18 protein-coding genes are annotated in these 16,031 nt (G+C 65.1%); 6 read left to right on the top strand and 12 right to left on the bottom strand.

Annotation, left to right across the window (positions count from 1 at the left end; translation table 11 throughout):
* Positions 1 to 43 precede the first annotated feature (43 nt).
* The gene (locus BB28_RS06340; protein WP_046255588.1) at positions 44 to 805 is read left to right on the top strand and encodes an O-methyltransferase; all 762 of its coding nucleotides are present in this window, start codon (positions 44 to 46) and stop codon (positions 803 to 805) included.
* Here the strand turns inward: BB28_RS06340 and BB28_RS06335 are convergent.
* From BB28_RS06335 to BB28_RS06300, 8 genes are all read right to left on the bottom strand, one after another.
* The gene (locus tag BB28_RS06335) at positions 802 to 1,137 is read right to left on the bottom strand and encodes a hypothetical protein (RefSeq protein ID WP_046255587.1); all 336 of its coding nucleotides are present in this window, start codon (positions 1,135 to 1,137) and stop codon (positions 802 to 804) included. The genes BB28_RS06340 and BB28_RS06335 overlap by 4 nt on opposite strands.
* Positions 1,138 to 1,276: 139 nt before the next feature.
* Positions 1,277 to 2,098, bottom strand: coding sequence for an N-acetyl-1-D-myo-inositol-2-amino-2-deoxy-alpha-D-glucopyranoside deacetylase (gene mshB, locus BB28_RS06330; RefSeq protein ID WP_046255586.1), 822 nt, complete (start codon positions 2,096 to 2,098; stop codon positions 1,277 to 1,279).
* 11 nt (positions 2,099 to 2,109) lie between these two features.
* Entirely contained in the window at positions 2,110 to 3,903 is a 1,794-nt protein-coding gene (locus BB28_RS06325) for an ABC transporter family substrate-binding protein (protein ID WP_030094765.1), read from the bottom strand.
* 49 nt (positions 3,904 to 3,952) lie between these two features.
* On the bottom strand, positions 3,953 to 5,845 hold the full coding sequence (locus tag BB28_RS06320; RefSeq protein WP_046252886.1) for an alkyl/aryl-sulfatase: 1,893 nt from the start codon (positions 5,843 to 5,845) through the stop codon (positions 3,953 to 3,955).
* Between the two features lie 94 nt (positions 5,846 to 5,939).
* Entirely contained in the window at positions 5,940 to 6,329 is a 390-nt protein-coding gene (locus BB28_RS06315) for a nitroreductase family deazaflavin-dependent oxidoreductase (RefSeq protein WP_030094763.1), read from the bottom strand.
* Between the two features lie 47 nt (positions 6,330 to 6,376).
* A complete protein-coding gene (locus BB28_RS06310; RefSeq protein WP_046252885.1) occupies positions 6,377 to 6,757 on the bottom strand; it encodes a VOC family protein in 381 nt (126 codons plus the stop codon).
* A gap of 9 nt (positions 6,758 to 6,766) precedes the next feature.
* Positions 6,767 to 8,671 (bottom strand): translational GTPase TypA, encoded by a 1,905-nt coding sequence (typA, locus tag BB28_RS06305; RefSeq protein ID WP_046252884.1) that lies wholly within the window; start codon positions 8,669 to 8,671, stop codon positions 6,767 to 6,769.
* Positions 8,672 to 8,933: 262 nt separating this feature from the next.
* On the bottom strand, positions 8,934 to 9,329 hold the full coding sequence (locus BB28_RS06300; RefSeq protein WP_046252883.1) for a (deoxy)nucleoside triphosphate pyrophosphohydrolase: 396 nt from the start codon (positions 9,327 to 9,329) through the stop codon (positions 8,934 to 8,936).
* A 26-nt stretch (positions 9,330 to 9,355) separates the two neighbouring features.
* Here BB28_RS06300 and BB28_RS06295 point away from each other — a divergent pair, with 26 nt between their 5' ends.
* Positions 9,356 to 9,640, top strand: a complete 285-nt coding sequence (locus BB28_RS06295; RefSeq protein ID WP_046252882.1) for a 4a-hydroxytetrahydrobiopterin dehydratase — start codon at positions 9,356 to 9,358, stop codon at positions 9,638 to 9,640.
* Between the two features lie 129 nt (positions 9,641 to 9,769).
* On the opposite strand, the gene purU is transcribed toward BB28_RS06295, so the two are convergent.
* Genes purU through BB28_RS06280 form a run of 3 tightly spaced genes read right to left on the bottom strand, consistent with a single transcriptional unit; the run spans position 9,770 to position 12,782 of the window.
* The gene (purU, locus tag BB28_RS06290; protein WP_070952308.1) at positions 9,770 to 10,669 is read right to left on the bottom strand and encodes a formyltetrahydrofolate deformylase; all 900 of its coding nucleotides are present in this window, start codon (positions 10,667 to 10,669) and stop codon (positions 9,770 to 9,772) included.
* A gap of 12 nt (positions 10,670 to 10,681) precedes the next feature.
* The gene (locus tag BB28_RS06285) at positions 10,682 to 11,488 is read right to left on the bottom strand and encodes an SDR family oxidoreductase (protein ID WP_046252880.1); all 807 of its coding nucleotides are present in this window, start codon (positions 11,486 to 11,488) and stop codon (positions 10,682 to 10,684) included.
* Between the two features lie 10 nt (positions 11,489 to 11,498).
* Positions 11,499 to 12,782 carry a mannosyltransferase gene (locus BB28_RS06280; RefSeq protein WP_419894511.1) on the bottom strand — a complete coding sequence of 428 codons (1,284 nt, stop codon included), beginning with the start codon at positions 12,780 to 12,782 and terminating at the stop codon, positions 11,499 to 11,501.
* 96 nt (positions 12,783 to 12,878) lie between these two features.
* On the opposite strand from BB28_RS06280, the gene BB28_RS06275 reads away from it, so the two are divergent.
* Positions 12,879 to 13,532, top strand: coding sequence for a hypothetical protein (locus BB28_RS06275; RefSeq protein ID WP_046252878.1), 654 nt, complete (start codon positions 12,879 to 12,881; stop codon positions 13,530 to 13,532).
* A 29-nt stretch (positions 13,533 to 13,561) separates the two neighbouring features.
* Here BB28_RS06275 and BB28_RS06270 read toward each other — a convergent pair whose 3' ends face one another.
* Positions 13,562 to 14,137: an HhH-GPD-type base excision DNA repair protein gene (locus tag BB28_RS06270; protein WP_191985263.1), complete on the bottom strand. Its 576-nt coding sequence runs from the start codon at positions 14,135 to 14,137 to the stop codon at positions 13,562 to 13,564.
* A 116-nt stretch (positions 14,138 to 14,253) separates the two neighbouring features.
* Between BB28_RS06270 and BB28_RS06265 the strand changes: the two genes are divergently transcribed.
* The 3 genes from BB28_RS06265 (at position 14,254) to BB28_RS06255 (ending at position 16,028) form a co-directional block, all read left to right on the top strand.
* Complete coding sequence (locus tag BB28_RS06265; RefSeq protein WP_046252876.1) at positions 14,254 to 14,547, top strand: hypothetical protein; 294 nt, start codon at positions 14,254 to 14,256, stop codon at positions 14,545 to 14,547.
* Positions 14,544 to 15,572, top strand: a complete 1,029-nt coding sequence (locus tag BB28_RS06260) for a TPR repeat domain-containing protein (RefSeq protein WP_046252875.1) — start codon at positions 14,544 to 14,546, stop codon at positions 15,570 to 15,572. Before BB28_RS06265 ends, BB28_RS06260 begins: the two co-directional genes overlap by 4 nt.
* A gap of 132 nt (positions 15,573 to 15,704) precedes the next feature.
* Positions 15,705 to 16,028 (top strand): DUF485 domain-containing protein, encoded by a 324-nt coding sequence (locus tag BB28_RS06255; protein ID WP_046255585.1) that lies wholly within the window; start codon positions 15,705 to 15,707, stop codon positions 16,026 to 16,028.
* The last annotated feature ends 3 nt before the right edge of the window (positions 16,029 to 16,031 follow it).

Below are 16,031 nucleotides of genomic sequence, written 5' to 3'. Positions count from 1 at the left end.
GGACCACGCTGCGAAAACACCCGGGATGGCTAGGCTGATCTTCGTGAGTCTTACGAGAACGCTCAAGCAGAAACTTCCGTTTCTGCGGTATTCGTTTCTGCGTGCGGTGTTCGGCGGGCTGAACGTCATGCGCACTGGTCAGATGGGCGATGGCCGCGAGGAGGCCACTGCCGAGCACGTCATCGCGACCGCCCCGGCGGGAGATGTCGACGCCGCGATCGACGCCATCGACAACTTCGCGTATGACCAATCGATTCTGATGAATGTCGGCGACGAAAAGGGGCAGCTGCTCGATGCGGCCGTCAAACGCGCCAATCCCAAGATCGCCCTCGAATTGGGCGCGTACTGCGGCTACAGCGGGCTGCGGATCGCGCGTGCGGCTCCCGGCGCCAAGTTCTTCTCCATCGAGAAGTCGGGGGCCAACGCCTCGGTGGCCCGTCGGGTCTGGGCACACGCCGGGCTGGCCGACCGCACCACCTGCCTCACCGGCACGGCCGACGACGGCACCACCCTGGACACACTGACCAAGGACTACGGATTCACCGAGGGGTGCCTGGACTTCGTGTTCATCGACCACTGGAAGGACGTCTACCTCGACGACCTGCAGCGGCTGATGGAACGGGGCTGGCTGCATCCGGGCACGATCGTGGTGGCCGACAACGTTGGCTTCCCCGGCTCCCCCAAGTACCGCGCGTACATGAAGGAGCAGCAGGGCAAGCGCTGGCAGACCATCGAGCACGAGACCCATGTCGAGTACCAGACATTGGTGAAGGACCTGGTCCTCGAGTCGGAGTACTTGGGCTAGGAGTTCGCCCGGCGTAGGACATACGCCGCGGGCAGCACGCCGAACGCCAACAGCAGCACGGGCCCGAACCCGCTGAAAACCACGTCACCGCCGGGCCCGCCGAACAACAGCAGCGTCGTGGTCGCCACGAAAGCCCACAAAGGTGCCCCCGACCGTCGCGTCGACGGCGCCCATTGCAGCGCGCACCACACCAGCACCACGTTCAGGACTGCGCTGATGACCAGGCCCAGCGGCACAAGAACCCCGCCAAAGCGCGTGTTGAGCAGGGCAGCGCCGAAAATGGCACTGATGACGCCGTCAACAATGAGCGCGGTCAATACGAACGCGCGCAGATAAACGTTCAGGCGTCTAAATCGGGACGGAGTCGAGCTGGGCCACGAGTGAGCCGACGACCCATTGGAAGTTATCCAGCCGGTCTTGCCAATGCTGCTGGTTGGGGTCCAGGTCCGGATCAGGTGGCATGGATCGAGCTTACAACTCCACGCCGGCGAACAGATCTGATTCCCATCCGGTGTCGACACCGGCCACACCACGCACCAGCACAAAATGCTCGATGTCCGCGAGGGGTAACGCGATCAGGTTCGACAGCGCCAGCGAGGTCCCGTCCTCGGAGACGGTCAGCTGGGTGGCATGCGCGCACAGTGCCGCGGCCTTGGCGTCGCGATAGGCCGAGACGTCGATGGCGGCGCTGATCTGCTCGTCGGCATAAGTGGGTATGACGTCGACGGGGGCCGGCTCACATCCCGGAGGCAGCTGCTTCATCGCGGCGAGCCCCGCGCTCAGCGCACTGGTGGCGATGACGGTCCAGTACAGCTTGGCCACCTTCCAGGAGGCCTGCTCAACCGCGGCGGTGGTCACCGTGTGAGCCTGGATGTGGTCGGGATGCCCATATCCCCCGAAGGGGTCGTAGGTGATGACGACGTGCGGGCGGTGCTCGTCGATCAACCGCGTCAGTTCCGCGACGGCATCGTCGATGTCGGCGCCAGCGAATGCCCGCGGATGCAGTGGCCCGGTGTCGGCCATGCCGGAGTCACGCCAGTGCCCGGCACCACCAAGAAAAACGGGCTGCTCGACCCCGAGGTGCTTCAGCGCGGCAGACAATTCCGCGATGCGGTACCCGCCGAGTTGATCGGCGTGGTCCACGGCGAGCTGTGCCCAGCGGTCGCCGATCACCTCGCCTTCCTCACCGAGAGTGCAGGTGACAACCTTGACGTCGGCGCCTTCGGCGGCATACCGCGCGATGGTTCCGCCGGTCGTCAGGGACTCATCGTCGGGGTGCGCGTGCACGAGCATCAGACGGCGGGTCATGGGCGGGTCTTCTTCCACTCTCCTGCCGTGGCCACGATTCCCACCGGAACCGCACCGGTCAGCTCGACGTTCTGCACGCTGGGCCCGGCCGCGGCGATGGTGGTGTCCTGCATGATCGGCAACACCGTTGCCATCTTCCACAATTGCGGCTCGGCCTGATCGACGACCTTGCCCACATCGGCCTGCCCGGTGAGCGCGGCGTCGATGCTGGCCTGCAGGCCCTCATCGCACAACCCGGTGAGATTGCTCGGGGCGCGAACGGATTCTTCCCGCGCTGGCGGCGCCGGCGTATTGCTCGCCGGTGGCGGGGGCGGTGTCGTGGTGCGGGTCTCGGGCAGCTTGCTCGATTGCAGCGCCGGGCAGCCGTAGCGGGAGGCCAGCACGGTGGCCAGGTCTCCGCCCGACTGGTGCCAGCCGACGATGGCGTCGACGCGGCCGTCCGGAATCGCCTGGCCGTACAGCGTGGGCGGGTCGAGGGCCAGGACGCTGGCCCGCACTCCGGCATTGCGCAGTTGATCGGCGGCGGTGTTGGCGACGGCGACCGACGTCGGATCGTTGGCAGCGGCACCGATCACCAGGCTCAGCGGCTCGCCGTCCCGGGTGATCTGTGGCGGACCTGCCGGGGCGCCGGGTGCCGGCGGTACCTCGACGGCTTCATATCCGGCCTCTTTGAGTAACGCCAGGGCCGCGTCGCGGGTGAGAGCAGTGGGCGCGGTGGGCTTGTATCCGGGGTCCGAGGGGGAACGCACCTGTGCCGCCGCCAGGGTGACGGCGTTGTCGTTGCCGGCAGCCACCGCGGCCAGCAGCCCGACATCCAGCAGTCCGAGCAGCCCGCGGCGCACCTTGGCATCGGTGAGCGTGGGCTGTCCGGCGCGCAAGGTCAGCTGCAAGGTGCGCGGCGCGACGATGCGCGCGGTGCGCACGCCAGGAATGTTGGACAGCTGAGCGAAGGTCACCGCACTGCCGTGCACCTGGGCTACCTGGGTGTCCCCGTTACGGATCGAGTCGGCCAGCACCGTGGGCGCGCCTGCACGCCGGAACAGGATTTCGTCGGGAACCGCGGGTTTGGCCCAGTACCGGTCGTTACGGGCGAGCAGGATCTCGTCGCGCTGGGGGTCGATCGCGTCGACCCGGAAGCGTCCCCCGGACGCGGGCATCGACTTGATCAGCCCGGAGGCGAACCCGCCCGGAATGTCCTTCACGATGTGCGCGGGCAGCAGATCGGTGAACAGCTCGCGCCAGGCCGGGTATTTGTGGTCGAAGGTGACGACCACACGCTTGCCGCCGTCACGTGACTGCACGTCGGTGATGTTTCCGTAGCCCGCCGGGTCGACGGTCCCGGGCTGAACGAGCATCTGTTGCCACAGGTAGGAGAAATCGTCGGCACCGATGGGTGCGTTATCGGTCCACTGCGCCTCGGGACGGATCGTGTAGGTGACCGTGAAGGGTTCCTGGCTGGTCTCTTCGGCCGATACCAGCAGCGTCGGGTCCAGCTCCCAGCGTGAGCCGGTGGTGGTCGTCGAGTCGGGCACCGGGCGGAACGCACTGGGCAGCACCAGCGAGCTGATCGCGGAGTTCACCGGTGACTGATCCGACAGCAGGTGCGGATTGAATCCGGCGCCGATCGAATCGATACCCACCACGATCTGCTCTTTTTTGGGCGGCGGCGGTGTCGTGGAATTGGTGGTTTCGCTGCCTTGCACGGCCGGTGGCGCACTGACGGAGCACCCCGCGAGCAGCACCACACCGAGTACTGCGCACAGTCGCAGGCGCGGTGACTCGATCGGCATGAGGACCAACCTTATCGGTGGGGTGGCGCGTGGCGCCCGCGGCAACCGGTCAGGGGGTCACGATCGCAAAGTTGGGATCGGGCTGATCGAGCACGGCGACCAGCCGCGCGAATCCGGTCACGTCGCCGTCCACGGTGATCTCGCCCGAAGCGACAAGCTGCGCCGGGTCCGTGCCATCCAGCAGAACCTTGATGAGGATCGGCCGGGTAAGAGTGAAGGTCACATCGGGCTCACTGATGTCCGCGGGCCGGTCATAGTGCACCAGCACGCCGTTGCGCAGCTCCACGCGGTGCACCCGATCCTCATCGGTGAAACGCCAATCGCTGACGAAGTGTTCATCCCAGGCCTTCGGGCCGTTGATGCGCAGCGAGAGCGCGTCGAAGACCTGATCCACCGTCAGCGCCGCCACCACCGAGGGCGAACCGACTGTGATGGGAGTTCCGACGTTGCCATGAGACAGTTCGTAGGCGCCCATCAGGTAGAAATTACGCCAGGTGGCGTTCTCCGATCCGTAACCCAGTTGCTGAAAACAGCTGGCCTGCAACGCCTTGGCCGCTTCGTTGGCCGGATCGGCGAAGATCACATAGTTGACCACCTGGGCCACCCATCGATAGTCGCCCTCCTCAAAGGCGATGCGCGCCTTACGTAGTACCTCCTCGGCGCCACCCATGAACTCGACGTGCCGCTGCGCGTTCGCGACCGGTGGATGCTCCCAGAGGTGCGCCGGATTGCCGTCGAACCAGCCCATGTAGCGCTGGTAGATCGCCTTGACGTTGTGGCTGACCGACCCGTAGTAGCCGCGCGCATGCCACGCGTTGGCAAGGGCCGGGGGAAGCTGCAGCGACTCGGCGATCTCGGAGCCCACCAGTCCTTGGTTGAGCTGGCGCAGCGTCTGATCGTGCAGGTAGGCATACAAATCTCGCTGCAAGGCAAGGTATTCCACCAGAAGTTCGGTCCCCCAGGTGGGCCAATGGTGCGAGGCGAACACCACATCGGAAGCACGCGCGTACAGGTTGATGGCCTCGGTGATGTAGCGCGCCCACACGTGCGGATCACGGACCAGTGCGCCGCGCAGGGTCAGCAGATTGTGCAGGGTGTGCGTGGCGTTCTCGGCCATACAGAGCGCGCGGCGCTGCGGGAAGTGGAAATTCATCTCCGCGGGCGCCTCGGTGCCCGGAGTGAGCTGGAAGACCATGCGCACTCCGTCAATGGTCTCTTCCTGCCCGGTATGGGTGATGTCGAGAGTCGGCGGAATCAGCGTGACGGTGCCGATGGAATTGGTTTGGCCCAGGCCGGAGCCCACCTGCCCCAGCGGCCCCCTCGGCAGCACGGCACCGTACATGTACACGGCCCGGCGCGTCATCGCGGTTCCCGCATACACGTTCTCGGCCACCGCATGTTCCAGGAATCCCGCCGGGGCCAGGACTGGGCAGTGACCCGCCGCGACATCCTCCGCGCTCACCACCCCCAGCGCGCCCCCGAAATGGTCGGCGTGGGAATGGGTGTAGATCAGCCCGGTCACCGGGCGATCGCCCCGATGACTCCGGTAGAGCGCCAATGCGGCAGCGGCGGTTTCCGCGGACACCAGCGGGTCGATCACGATGACCCCGCGCTCCCCCTCGACGAGCGTCATGTTGGAGATGTCCAGGCCGCGTACTTGGTAGATGCCCTCGGTGACGAGGTACAGCCCCTGCCTGATGTTCAGGCCACACTGCCGCCACAGGCTCGGGTGCACCGATGCCGGGCAGCTGTCACGCAAGAAGCCGTAGGAGTCGTTGTCCCACACTGTTTTTCCGGAAGCATCGGTGACGATGCCGGGTTCCAGGGCCGCGATGAATCCCCTGTCGGCGTCGTCCTGGTCCGCGGTGTTGGCGAACGGAAGTTCCTGCGCCGCCGCCACGTTCTGTTCGATGATGCGCGATGTGGGCTGGGTCTGCTCCATATCGCGATAGTACCCACAGGCCCCTTCGAGCGATCGCGAAAGCCGTTATCCCTCAAACGAGTTCATTGAGCCAGGGCAACCGCCGTTACCAAAGTCAGTCGAGGTCGACCCGGACGGTCAATAGTTCGGTGCCCACGGCACGGACCACTGCGCTATTGGCCGTCGGCAGCTGCTGCAGCCGCGCGCGGGCGTCATCCTCGGGAAGCAGGTGCGCGGTGCCGGTGCGCCATTGGTCGCGGATTCGCAGCCGCACCGCCGGGTTGGCCTTGATGTTGCGCACATAGTCGGAGTGATCGCCATGTTCGGAGACCAACCAGAATTGGTCACCGACGAGGCGCCCGCCGATCGCGGTGTGCCGCGGCTGTCCGGATTTGCGGCCTGTGGTCTCCAGCATCACGACCGGCAGTTTTCGTCCCACCGGGTTGACGAGATACCGCTGTGCGTTGTGAACCACGAGGCGCTTGATGGAGTTGAAATCAACCACGCCATGCAGTCTGCTCCCATTCCGGCGGCGATGCGAGACAGCGAGCCTCAAAGCTCCTTGAGGCGAGCTTTGAGCAGGCAGAACTCATTGCCTTCGGGGTCGGCCAAGACATGCCATTGCTCCTGGCCGGTCTGACCGATGTCGGCCGGACGTGCGCCGAGCTTCAGGAGGCGTTCGAGCTCGGCGTCCTGATCGCGGTCGATGGGGTTGACGTCGATATGCAGCCGCGATTTCCCGGAGCGCGGCTCAGCGCTGAAACTCAGGAACAGCGTCGGCTGCGGGCCGCCGAACCCCTCGCGGGGTCCGATTTCCAGCGAGCCGTCTTCCTCACGACTCAGCACGACGAAGTCCAGAACCTCGCACCAGAACCGTGCCAGCGCCTCCGGGTCGCGACAATCGAGCACGAGCTCGCTGATACGACAGGCCATCGGCCAAACCTAGCTGTTGTTGGCGGCTGCCTTCGCGCGTGAGCGATTGCGCGCCCGGGTGTTGGCATCCAGGTCAACCTTGCGCACGCGCACGATTTCCGGGGTCACCTCGACACATTCGTCGGCCGCGCAGAACTCCATGGCCTGCTCGAGGTCGAGCTCGATGGGCCGTGCCAGGGTCTCCATGACATCGGCGGTCGACGAGCGCATGTTCGTCAGCTTCTTCTCGCGGGTGACGTTGACGTCAAGATCCTCGGCACGCGGGTTGATCCCGACGACCTGGCCCTCGTAGGTGTCTTCACCGGGCTCCACGAAGAACTGCCCGCGGTCGGCGAGCTGGATCATCGCGAATGGGGTGATGCTGCCGGTCCGGTCGGACACGAGCGATCCGGTGTGCCGCGCGCGGATCTCGCCCGCCCACGGGCGGTAACCCTCGAAGACGGCGTTCGCGATGCCGGTGCCGCGGGTCAGCGTCAGGAAGTCGGTGCGGAATCCGATGAGGCCACGCGACGGCACGATGAAGTCCATGCGGACCCATCCCGCGGCATGGTTGGCCATCTCCTCCATGCGGCCCTTGCGGGCGGCCATCAGCTGGGTGATGGCACCCACGAATTCCTCGGGACAGTCGATGGTCATGGCCTCGAACGGCTCGTGCAGCTTGCCGTCGATCTGCCGGGTGACCACCTGAGGCTTGCCGACGGTCAGTTCGAAGCCCTCACGGCGCATCTGTTCGACGAGGATGGCCAGCGCCAGCTCCCCACGGCCCTGCACCTCCCAGGCGTCCGGACGGCCGATGTCGACGACCTTGATGGACACGTTGCCGACGAGCTCCGAGTCCAGCCGCGACTTGACCATGCGTGCGGTCAGCTTGTGCCCCGACACCTTGCCGGCCAGCGGCGAGCTGTTGGTGCCGATGGTCACCGAGATGGCGGGCTCATCGACGGTGATGCGCGGCAGCGCGTGCGCGTGATCGGGGTCGGCGAGCGTGTCGCCGATCATGATCTCCGACATACCCGCGACGGCGACGATGTCACCGGCGACCGCCTCTTCGGTGGGGCTGCGGTCGACACCCTCGGTGGCGAGCAGCTCGGTGATCTTCGCGTTGGTGATGACGGGGTGGCCATCTACTTCGCGCATCCAGGCGATCTGCTGACCCTTGCGGATCCGTCCGTTGTAGATGCGGATCAGCGCGAGCCGGCCCAGGAACGCCGAAGCATCCAGGTTGGTGACGAGGGCCTGCAGCGGCGCCTCGGGGTCACCCTTGGGCGGCGGGATGTGCTCGAGCAGGACGTCGAAGAGCGGGTCGAGGTTCTCGCCGTCCGGGTTCTCCCCGTTCGGGGGCTCGGTGGTGCTGGCGATCCCGGCGCGGCCCGATGCGTACAGCGTGGGCAGATCGAGCGCCTTCTCCGCGGCCGCCTGTGCTTCCTCATCGAGGTCAGAGGCCACATCGAGCAGCAGGTCGTGGCTCTCCTCGACCACCTCGGCGATGCGCGCATCGGGGCGGTCGGTCTTGTTGACGACGAGGATCACCGGCAGGTGCGCGGAAAGCGCCTTGCGCAGCACGAACCGGGTCTGTGGGAGGGGCCCCTCGGAGGCGTCCACCAGCAGCAGCACTCCGTCGACCATCGACAGGCCGCGCTCCACCTCGCCGCCGAAGTCGGCGTGGCCGGGGGTGTCGATGACGTTGATGACCGTCATGGAGCCATCCGCATGGTGCCGGTGCACCGCGGTGTTCTTGGCCAGGATGGTGATGCCCTTTTCCTTCTCCAGATCACCGGAGTCCATCAGGCGCTCGACGGCGTCATCACCTCGGTGCGTGAGCGCACCCGATTGTTTGAGCATCGCGTCGACCAGGGTTGTCTTGCCGTGGTCGACGTGCGCAACAATGGCTACGTTCCGGAAACTGTGGGTCACGTCTGCCAATTCTGGCAGTGAGGACCCCTGTTCACGAAACTGGCGTTATCACGTGTGACGCCCGACATAGACACAAACACAGCCCAAGACACATTTAGACCCAGAAGTAGGACCCTCAGTGAAGGCCAGCAAGGTCGCACGACTCAAGCCCAAGAAGAAGTGCTGTAAGAGCAAACCACGCTGTATGAAGTGCCCTCTTGTGGTGCACAAGATGCAGAAAGCCGAGCAGCACGGGCTCTCCGACAAGGAGCTCAAGAAGGTGCTACACCGGGCGCGGGCCCACTAGCGCCGCCCGCAGCGCGGGGATCCATCCCGCGTCCGCGGCGACCCACTCCACCGTGTCGAGTTCGTCGGCGGTGACCCAGCGCAGGGCCAGATGCTCATGCGGGTGCGGGATGCCGCCATCGTACAAGCGTGCGCGATAGGCACGCAGCACCAGATTCCCGACGACGACGTCCTCGCCGACGCGGGTGTCAACCTCGACCTCGATCCCGAGTTCCTCGCGTAGCTCCCGGGCAAGTGCCTGCGGCTCCGATTCGCCCTCGGCGACCTTGCCGCCCGGGAGCTCCCACTGCCCGGCCAACTCGGCAGGTTTGGACCGCTGCGCGATAAGCAGCTTGTCGCCATCGATCACCGCACCCGCGACCACTATCGCCATGGTGGTCGACGCTATACGTTGAGTTGATGGCCCTGCTCACCGATGACCAGATCAACGCAGCGCTCGCCGAGCTTCCCGGGTGGACCCGCGAGGGCGACTCCCTGCGCCGCACGGTCAAGTTCGACGCCTTTCTCGACGGAATCGACGCGGTACGCCGCATCGCCGAGCACGCGGAAGCCGCCGATCATCATCCCGATATCGATATCCGATGGCGCACCGTGACATTCGTGCTGTCCACGCATTCCGAAGGTGGCATCACCGACAAGGATCTGGCACTGGCCGAAACCATCGACTCACAGACCGGCCGCTAGGTCCATGCCACATCGGCTCTGCCCGCGTCTATGCGACAAAACGTGTTACCGGCTCTGCACTGCCCTAGTTGTCGCATAGACGCGGGCAACAGGGCAGTGGATGCCGAAGAACTCGGGCGCTGCGGACTTTTACAAGATCGCGGTGACGTTGCCGTGTCGCATGACCCGGTCCTCGCAGTGCCAGGCAACCGCACGCGACAGCACCAGGCGTTCCACATCGGAACCGAGCCGCACCAGGTCTTCGACGGTGTGCGTGTGGTCGACCCGGATCACGTCCTGCTCGATGATCGGCCCCTCGTCCAGCTCCGCTGTCACGTAATGCGCTGTGGCGCCGATCATTTTCACGCCACGTTCCCGTGCACGGCGATACGGCATGGCGCCGGTGAACGCGGGGAGAAATGAATGGTGGATGTTGATCAGCGGGCAACTGATCTCGTTGAGAAATTCCGGCGACAGGATCTGCATGTATCGAGCCAGGACCACCAGGTCGACGTTTCCCTGCAGCAGGTCCAGCTGCTTGCGTTCGGCTTCGGCGCGGTTCTCTCGAGTTGCCGGGATATGCACGAAGGGCAGCCCAAACGAGCGCACCTGATCGGCAAGATCGGGGTGGTTGGAGATCACCATCACGATCGACATGTCGAGCTCGCCGCGACGGTTACGCCACAACAGGTCCAGCAGGCAGTGATCTGTACGCGACACCATGATCGCGACTCTCTTGGGCTTGGCGGCCTCACTGAATCGGTACTGGATGTCGAATTCTTCAGCGATGGAAGCGAATCGCTTCTCCATGTCTTCGCGCGCGGCGCTGAGCCCGGAACGGTGAAAGACGGTGCGCTGCATGAACCAGCCACCCTGCGGTTCCGTCGAGTACTGCGCCAGCGAGATGATGCTCGCGCCGGCCTCGGCCAGGAACGCGCTGACGGCGGCGACCACGCCGATCCGGTCGGGGCATTGCAGCAGCAGCCTGCCGATGTCCTTGGAGTGGAAGGCATCCGACGAGCCCGTGGGGTGGGCCCCTTGGGGAGATATGGGAAACATGCCCTACCCCACCTTCAGTCCGTGCATGCGCGCCAAGAACTTCAGGAATAGCCGGGCGGGCAGTAGCCGTTGCGCGGCCATGATGAGCGGGGCGTTACTGCCCTTGGCGTACAAAGGCTTCGGGTTCGGATTCAGCGCCACGTCCACAACCAGGCGGGCCAGGTCATCGGTGGCCATGCCGTGCTGTTCCCGCGCGGCCATGGCCGCGTCGACCGTCTGGAACGCTTCGCGGTAGGCGGATCCCCCGGCCACGATGCGATTGCGCCGCGTCTCGATCCCCGTGGCGATGACGCCGGGTTCCACGGTGCTTACCGTTATCCCGAACGGCGCGACCTCGTACCGCAGGCAGTCGGCCACGGTGTGCAATGCCGATTTAGCCGAGCTGTAGGTCGACCGAAAGGGCACGTGCAAGGTGCCTGCCATCGACCCCACCATCACGATGGCGCCGCGGCGCCGTTCCCGCATCCCGGGTAGCACCGCTTTGGTAAGCGCCACGGGCCCAAAAACATTGGTGGTATACAGCTTCTCGAAGTCATCGATGGAGATGTCTTCCAGCGCGCCGATCTGACTTTCTCCGGCGTTGTTGACCAGGATGTCCACCTCGCCCGCCTGCGCGACACATTCGGCGATGCTGGCCTTGTCGGTTTGGTCCAGCCGCAGATACTGCACCCCGGCGATGCGGTCGGTGATGGTGTCCGGATTACGGCTGGTACCGAAGACGCGGTGCCCGCGCTCGACGAAGATCCGGGCCGCGCTCGCGCCAATCCCGCTGGAAGCACCGGTGACCAGGACGGTCCAATGTTCAGACATGGCCGCAACGCTAGCCGGTGGGCGAAACTTCCCGATTCCAAGCCCGTGACCTGATCCCCGTCACCGCCATCCAGGTCAACGTCGCCATTGCCGCCACAATGTCCACCAGCCCGGCCCATGCCAACGGCCAGGGCCGGTCGATGCGCCAGATGTCCGGTTGGGCGAAACTGAGCAGCCAGGGCACCCCGACCAGTAACAGCACCAGCCATCCGTACCCAAAGATCTTCGCGCCCAGTTTTTCTCGCCAGGGCCCGTGGAGTAGCCACACCATGAACGGAACCATCCACACCCAATGGTGGGTCCACGAGATGGGCGAGATGAGCAGACCGAGCATCTGCACCACGCAGATCCGCCCCAGCCTGTCGTCCACGGCCCGCCAGGCGAAAAAGGCCAGCACCGCTGTCACCAGGTATGCCACCAGCACCAGTGCTCCCGAGCCCGCGTCGTGGCCGAGAATCCTGGAGATCCCGCCCCGCCAGGACTGGTTGAACACGGTGGCGATCGGCCCGATCCGGTCCGGCTTACCCAACAGATCGGTGAAGTAGTAGCGCCCCTGCTCCCCGACGATCGCGATGCCCACCAGCACGGTGAGCACAAAGACCACCGCGGCCCAGATGGCGGTCGCCCAGCGGCGCGCACCCAGGAAGTAGAGGCCGGAGACCAAAGGAGTCAGCTTCACCCCGCCGGCCAGTCCCACCAGCGTTCCGGAGATCCACCAACGCGACGACGTCACCGCCAGCAAGATCAGCAGCATCAACAACACATTGATCTGCCCGTAGTCCAGGGTCGAACGCACCGGTTCGGTCCACATGGTCACGGCCGTCCACACGGCGGCTCCGCGGGCGTCGTCGAATCCGAGTAACCGCTGACTCAGCCGGACCACCGCGTACAGCGCGGCGATGGTGCCCAGGATCCAGCACAGTCCGAGCAGAGTGAACGGAATCAGGTGCAGCGGCCAGAACACGACGGCCGCAAAGGGCGGATAGGTGAAGGGCAGCGGAAAGTCCGGCGTCTTGTCCGGGTAGGTGAACTCGTAAAGATTGCCGTGACCCAATGTGGCAGGACCGCTGACGTACACATGCAGGTCCACAAGGTCGGCACCGTGCGGCGTTAGGTACGCCCAGGCGAGGCGCACCGCGACACTCAGCGCCAACAGCCACGGACCCCATTCGCGGACACGCCGCCACGCCGACGCGCCGCGTGTCGAAACCTGGGGCTCGGCATTCGCCCTGGTCGGCTCTGTTCTCATCGGGGCTTCGATAACCTCGCTCACTCGTTTTGGTAACGGTTCCATCTACGCCACACGCGTCACTTGAGTAACACGCGTAACGGATTACCTTGGCGTTTAACACCAGTAATCACGTCTAGCGAAACAGCATTGGAGTTCAATATGTCACGGATCACCAACGTCTTCATGGGCGCGTCGATCGCGGCCTTCGCGTCGGCCGGCCTGGCGCTGGGCCTGGCGTCGACCGCCAGCGCTGACCCCATCCCCGCCCCGGGGCCGAACCCGACCAACCCCGCCGCGATCCTGGGCCAGGCCGCTTCGGGCTTCGGTAACGCACCCGCCGCCGCTCCGGTGGCTCCCGCGGCACCCGCCGCGATTGCCGCACCGGCCGCACCGGCGCTGCCTGCCGTCGCTCCCGCGGCACCGGCTGCTCAGGTTCCGGGCCTGGCTCCCGCCGCGCCGGCCGCTCAGGTTCCGGGGCTGGCCCCCGCCGCACCTGCGCTGCCTCCGGCTGCCGCTCAGGCACTGACCCCGGCGGCCGCCCAGGCGCTGTCCCCCGCATCGGTTCCCGCAACCAGCAGCGTGCCCGGCGTTTCGCAGATCCCCGGTGCAGACGGTGTCACCCAGACCGTTGATCTGTGGGCCACCAACCTGCCCAAGCTGCTGCCTGCCGGAGTGCAGCAGACGCTGATTCCGCCGGCCCTGGTCAACGGAATCCCGGCAGCCGCAGCGGCTCCCGTCGCCGGGCTGCCCGCCGCCACCGCTCCCGGTGTTGGGGTGGTCCCGTCGGCACCGCTGTTCGCGGCGCTGCCGTAGTTCACGACACAAGCGAGGCGGTCAGGGCTTTATGCCTTGGCCGCCTTTGCTTTTGCCGCAGCCTTCATTTCCTTCTTATGGGCGCGCACCAGCCCGAGCGACTCGCCATCGACGACGTCCGCAACCGACAGGTGGGTGTCTTTCTCACCGTAATTTCCGGCGGCCTTGCGCCAATCCTTGGGCTGAACCCCGTACTGCTTGCCCAGCAGCGCCACAAAGATCTTGGCCTTCTGCTCACCGAAACCAGGCAGCGCCTTGAGCCGCTTGAGCAGCTCGGCGCCGTTCGGATCGCCGCTCTTCCAGATGTTCTCGGCGCGGCCGTCGTACTCATCGACGATCTCCTGCGCGAGCACCTGGACACGCTTGGCCATCGAGCCGGGGAATCGATGGATCGCGGGCCGTTCGGAACAGAGGGCCACAAATTTGTCGGGGTCGTACTCCGCAATCTGGTGCGCGTCGATACCGCCGATCCGGTCGGCGATCTTCTTCGGCCCGGCGAACGCGACCTCCATAGGAATCTGTTGATCGAGGAGCATGGCGATCAGAAGCGCTAGCGGATTCTCCTCCAGCAACTCATCGGCGGCCGGGTCTTGCGCAAGCTGCAATTTCGCCAATGTGACATTCCTTCCTTCTGAACTTTGACAACGCCAGCGGTGCTACGCTACGGCAACTTGGGCGACCAAGATCACAGTGTTCGGGGAGGCTGCCGCTGTCAGGCCAATTGGACGTTGATCTAGAGGCGTTGCGCAAGCTGTCGCCGGAATTACGAGAACAGGCCCACAAACTGTGCAGCCGGGCCGACAACCCCACGAGGGTCGAAGCGGGGGATGCTCCATCGCTGACTGCCGTCAGACGACTGGTCACCGAAGTCATCCCCGAGCTACAGCGCATGTTCGCGGCGCGCTGCGTCAACATGGCCGACTTGTCCGAGCAAGCACAGACCCGGTTCGGGGATACCGAAGAGTACGTGCGCCAGACCATCCTTTCGGCCGCGTCTCTGTCGAGGCCGCGATGAAGTCGGATTACTCGGCCCGAAGGTTGTTGACCAACCATCCCGAACAGTCGATCGTGCCGTTGCGCCTGGCGATGCTGACCGCCACCGAGCTGCAACATCGCGCCCAGGACTACAAGCATTCGGTCGATATGCCCGGAGGCCTTCCGTGGGACGGCGAAACCGCGCGCGCGATCCAGGACACGGCGGCCAGTGACGAGAAGACGATCTACCTGGCCACCCAGGTGCTGCTCGATGACGCCCCGAAGGCCTTGGTCACCCTGGAGTTCCAGTCGATCGAGTACCGCCGCGAGGCTGTCGACCTGTACAACGAGGCCAGCGACCATGGCTACACCGTGGCCGAGGACCTCACCGTCAGCTGGATCATGCAGCCCGACGCCAGCGCGGAGGTCATCGAGAAGGCGAATCAAAGCGCCGCCAAGTTCACGCGGATGATGCGCAAGGCCTACGACAAGTGGTGGGCCGCCGAACTGGAAGCCCAGCAGCAGATCGACGCCATCTGCGATGAATTGTCGGCCTCGTTCAACCCCTTCTGCGGACTGACTCCCGCACAGGGAAATCGGGACGGGGAGCATTTTCAGGCGGACAGCCAGCGCGATCAGAACGTGCTGAGCAGGGTAAACGCCGCGTCACTCTTGGATGATCGGCAGCTCAAGGATCTCGCCGCGGGTAAGAGCGTCACCATCCCGTCTAACCAACTGCAGTACCTGTACGAGTTCGCGCAGTCATTCGATGGGAAGTCCGCCACCGAGATCGCCGCGATCAAAGCAGCGCTGCCCGAGGAATCCCGCGACGCGATGACGCGGGCATTCGACCTGGTCTCCAACAATCAGGTCAAGTCCGGCGTGCCCTTCACCGATGGCGCCCTGAAAAACTTCATCCCCGACGTCGGCTCCGAGCCGCGCCTGCCCGATGGCATCGTCAGCGAAACAATCCACCTGCCTCCGGTTGAGCCCACCGACGCCGAGAAATTCTTGCGCGCGGTCAACCAGCAATACGGGGATGAGTCGGTACACCGGACCGTGTGAGCCACCGCTCCTACAGCCCCTCAGGTGAACACCTGACAAACCAGCGCCAGAAACCCCGCCGCTGTGACTCAGCTCTCATTACGCTCTCCCAGCACCCTTACAGGTACCCATAAGGAGCCAGCGTTGACCGCGATCGATCCGACCGAGCTCTCCACCGAACGAGCCCTGGAAATCCAGAGCAGCCCTGAGTTTCAGGAACTTCGGAAGACATTGCGCCGCTTCATTTTTCCCATGACGGCATTCTTTCTCGCATGGTACGGCCTGTACCTGGTGCTGGGCGCGTTCGCCCATGACTTCATGGCGATCAAACTCGTCGGCAACATCAACGTGGGACTCGTGCTGGGCCTTGGCCAGTTCCTCACGACCTTCGTCATCACCGGCCTCTATGTCAGATTCGCCAACCGCGAGCTGGATCCGAAGGCCGCAGCCATCCGCGCCGAGGTGGAACAGGCATGAGCA

Source organism: Mycobacteroides chelonae CCUG 47445 (genome assembly GCF_001632805.1).
GTDB lineage: Bacteria > Actinomycetota > Actinomycetes > Mycobacteriales > Mycobacteriaceae > Mycobacterium > Mycobacterium chelonae.
The sequence above is the reverse complement of the archived record's forward strand: the minus strand, read 5'-3'. Positions and strand labels throughout refer to the sequence as shown.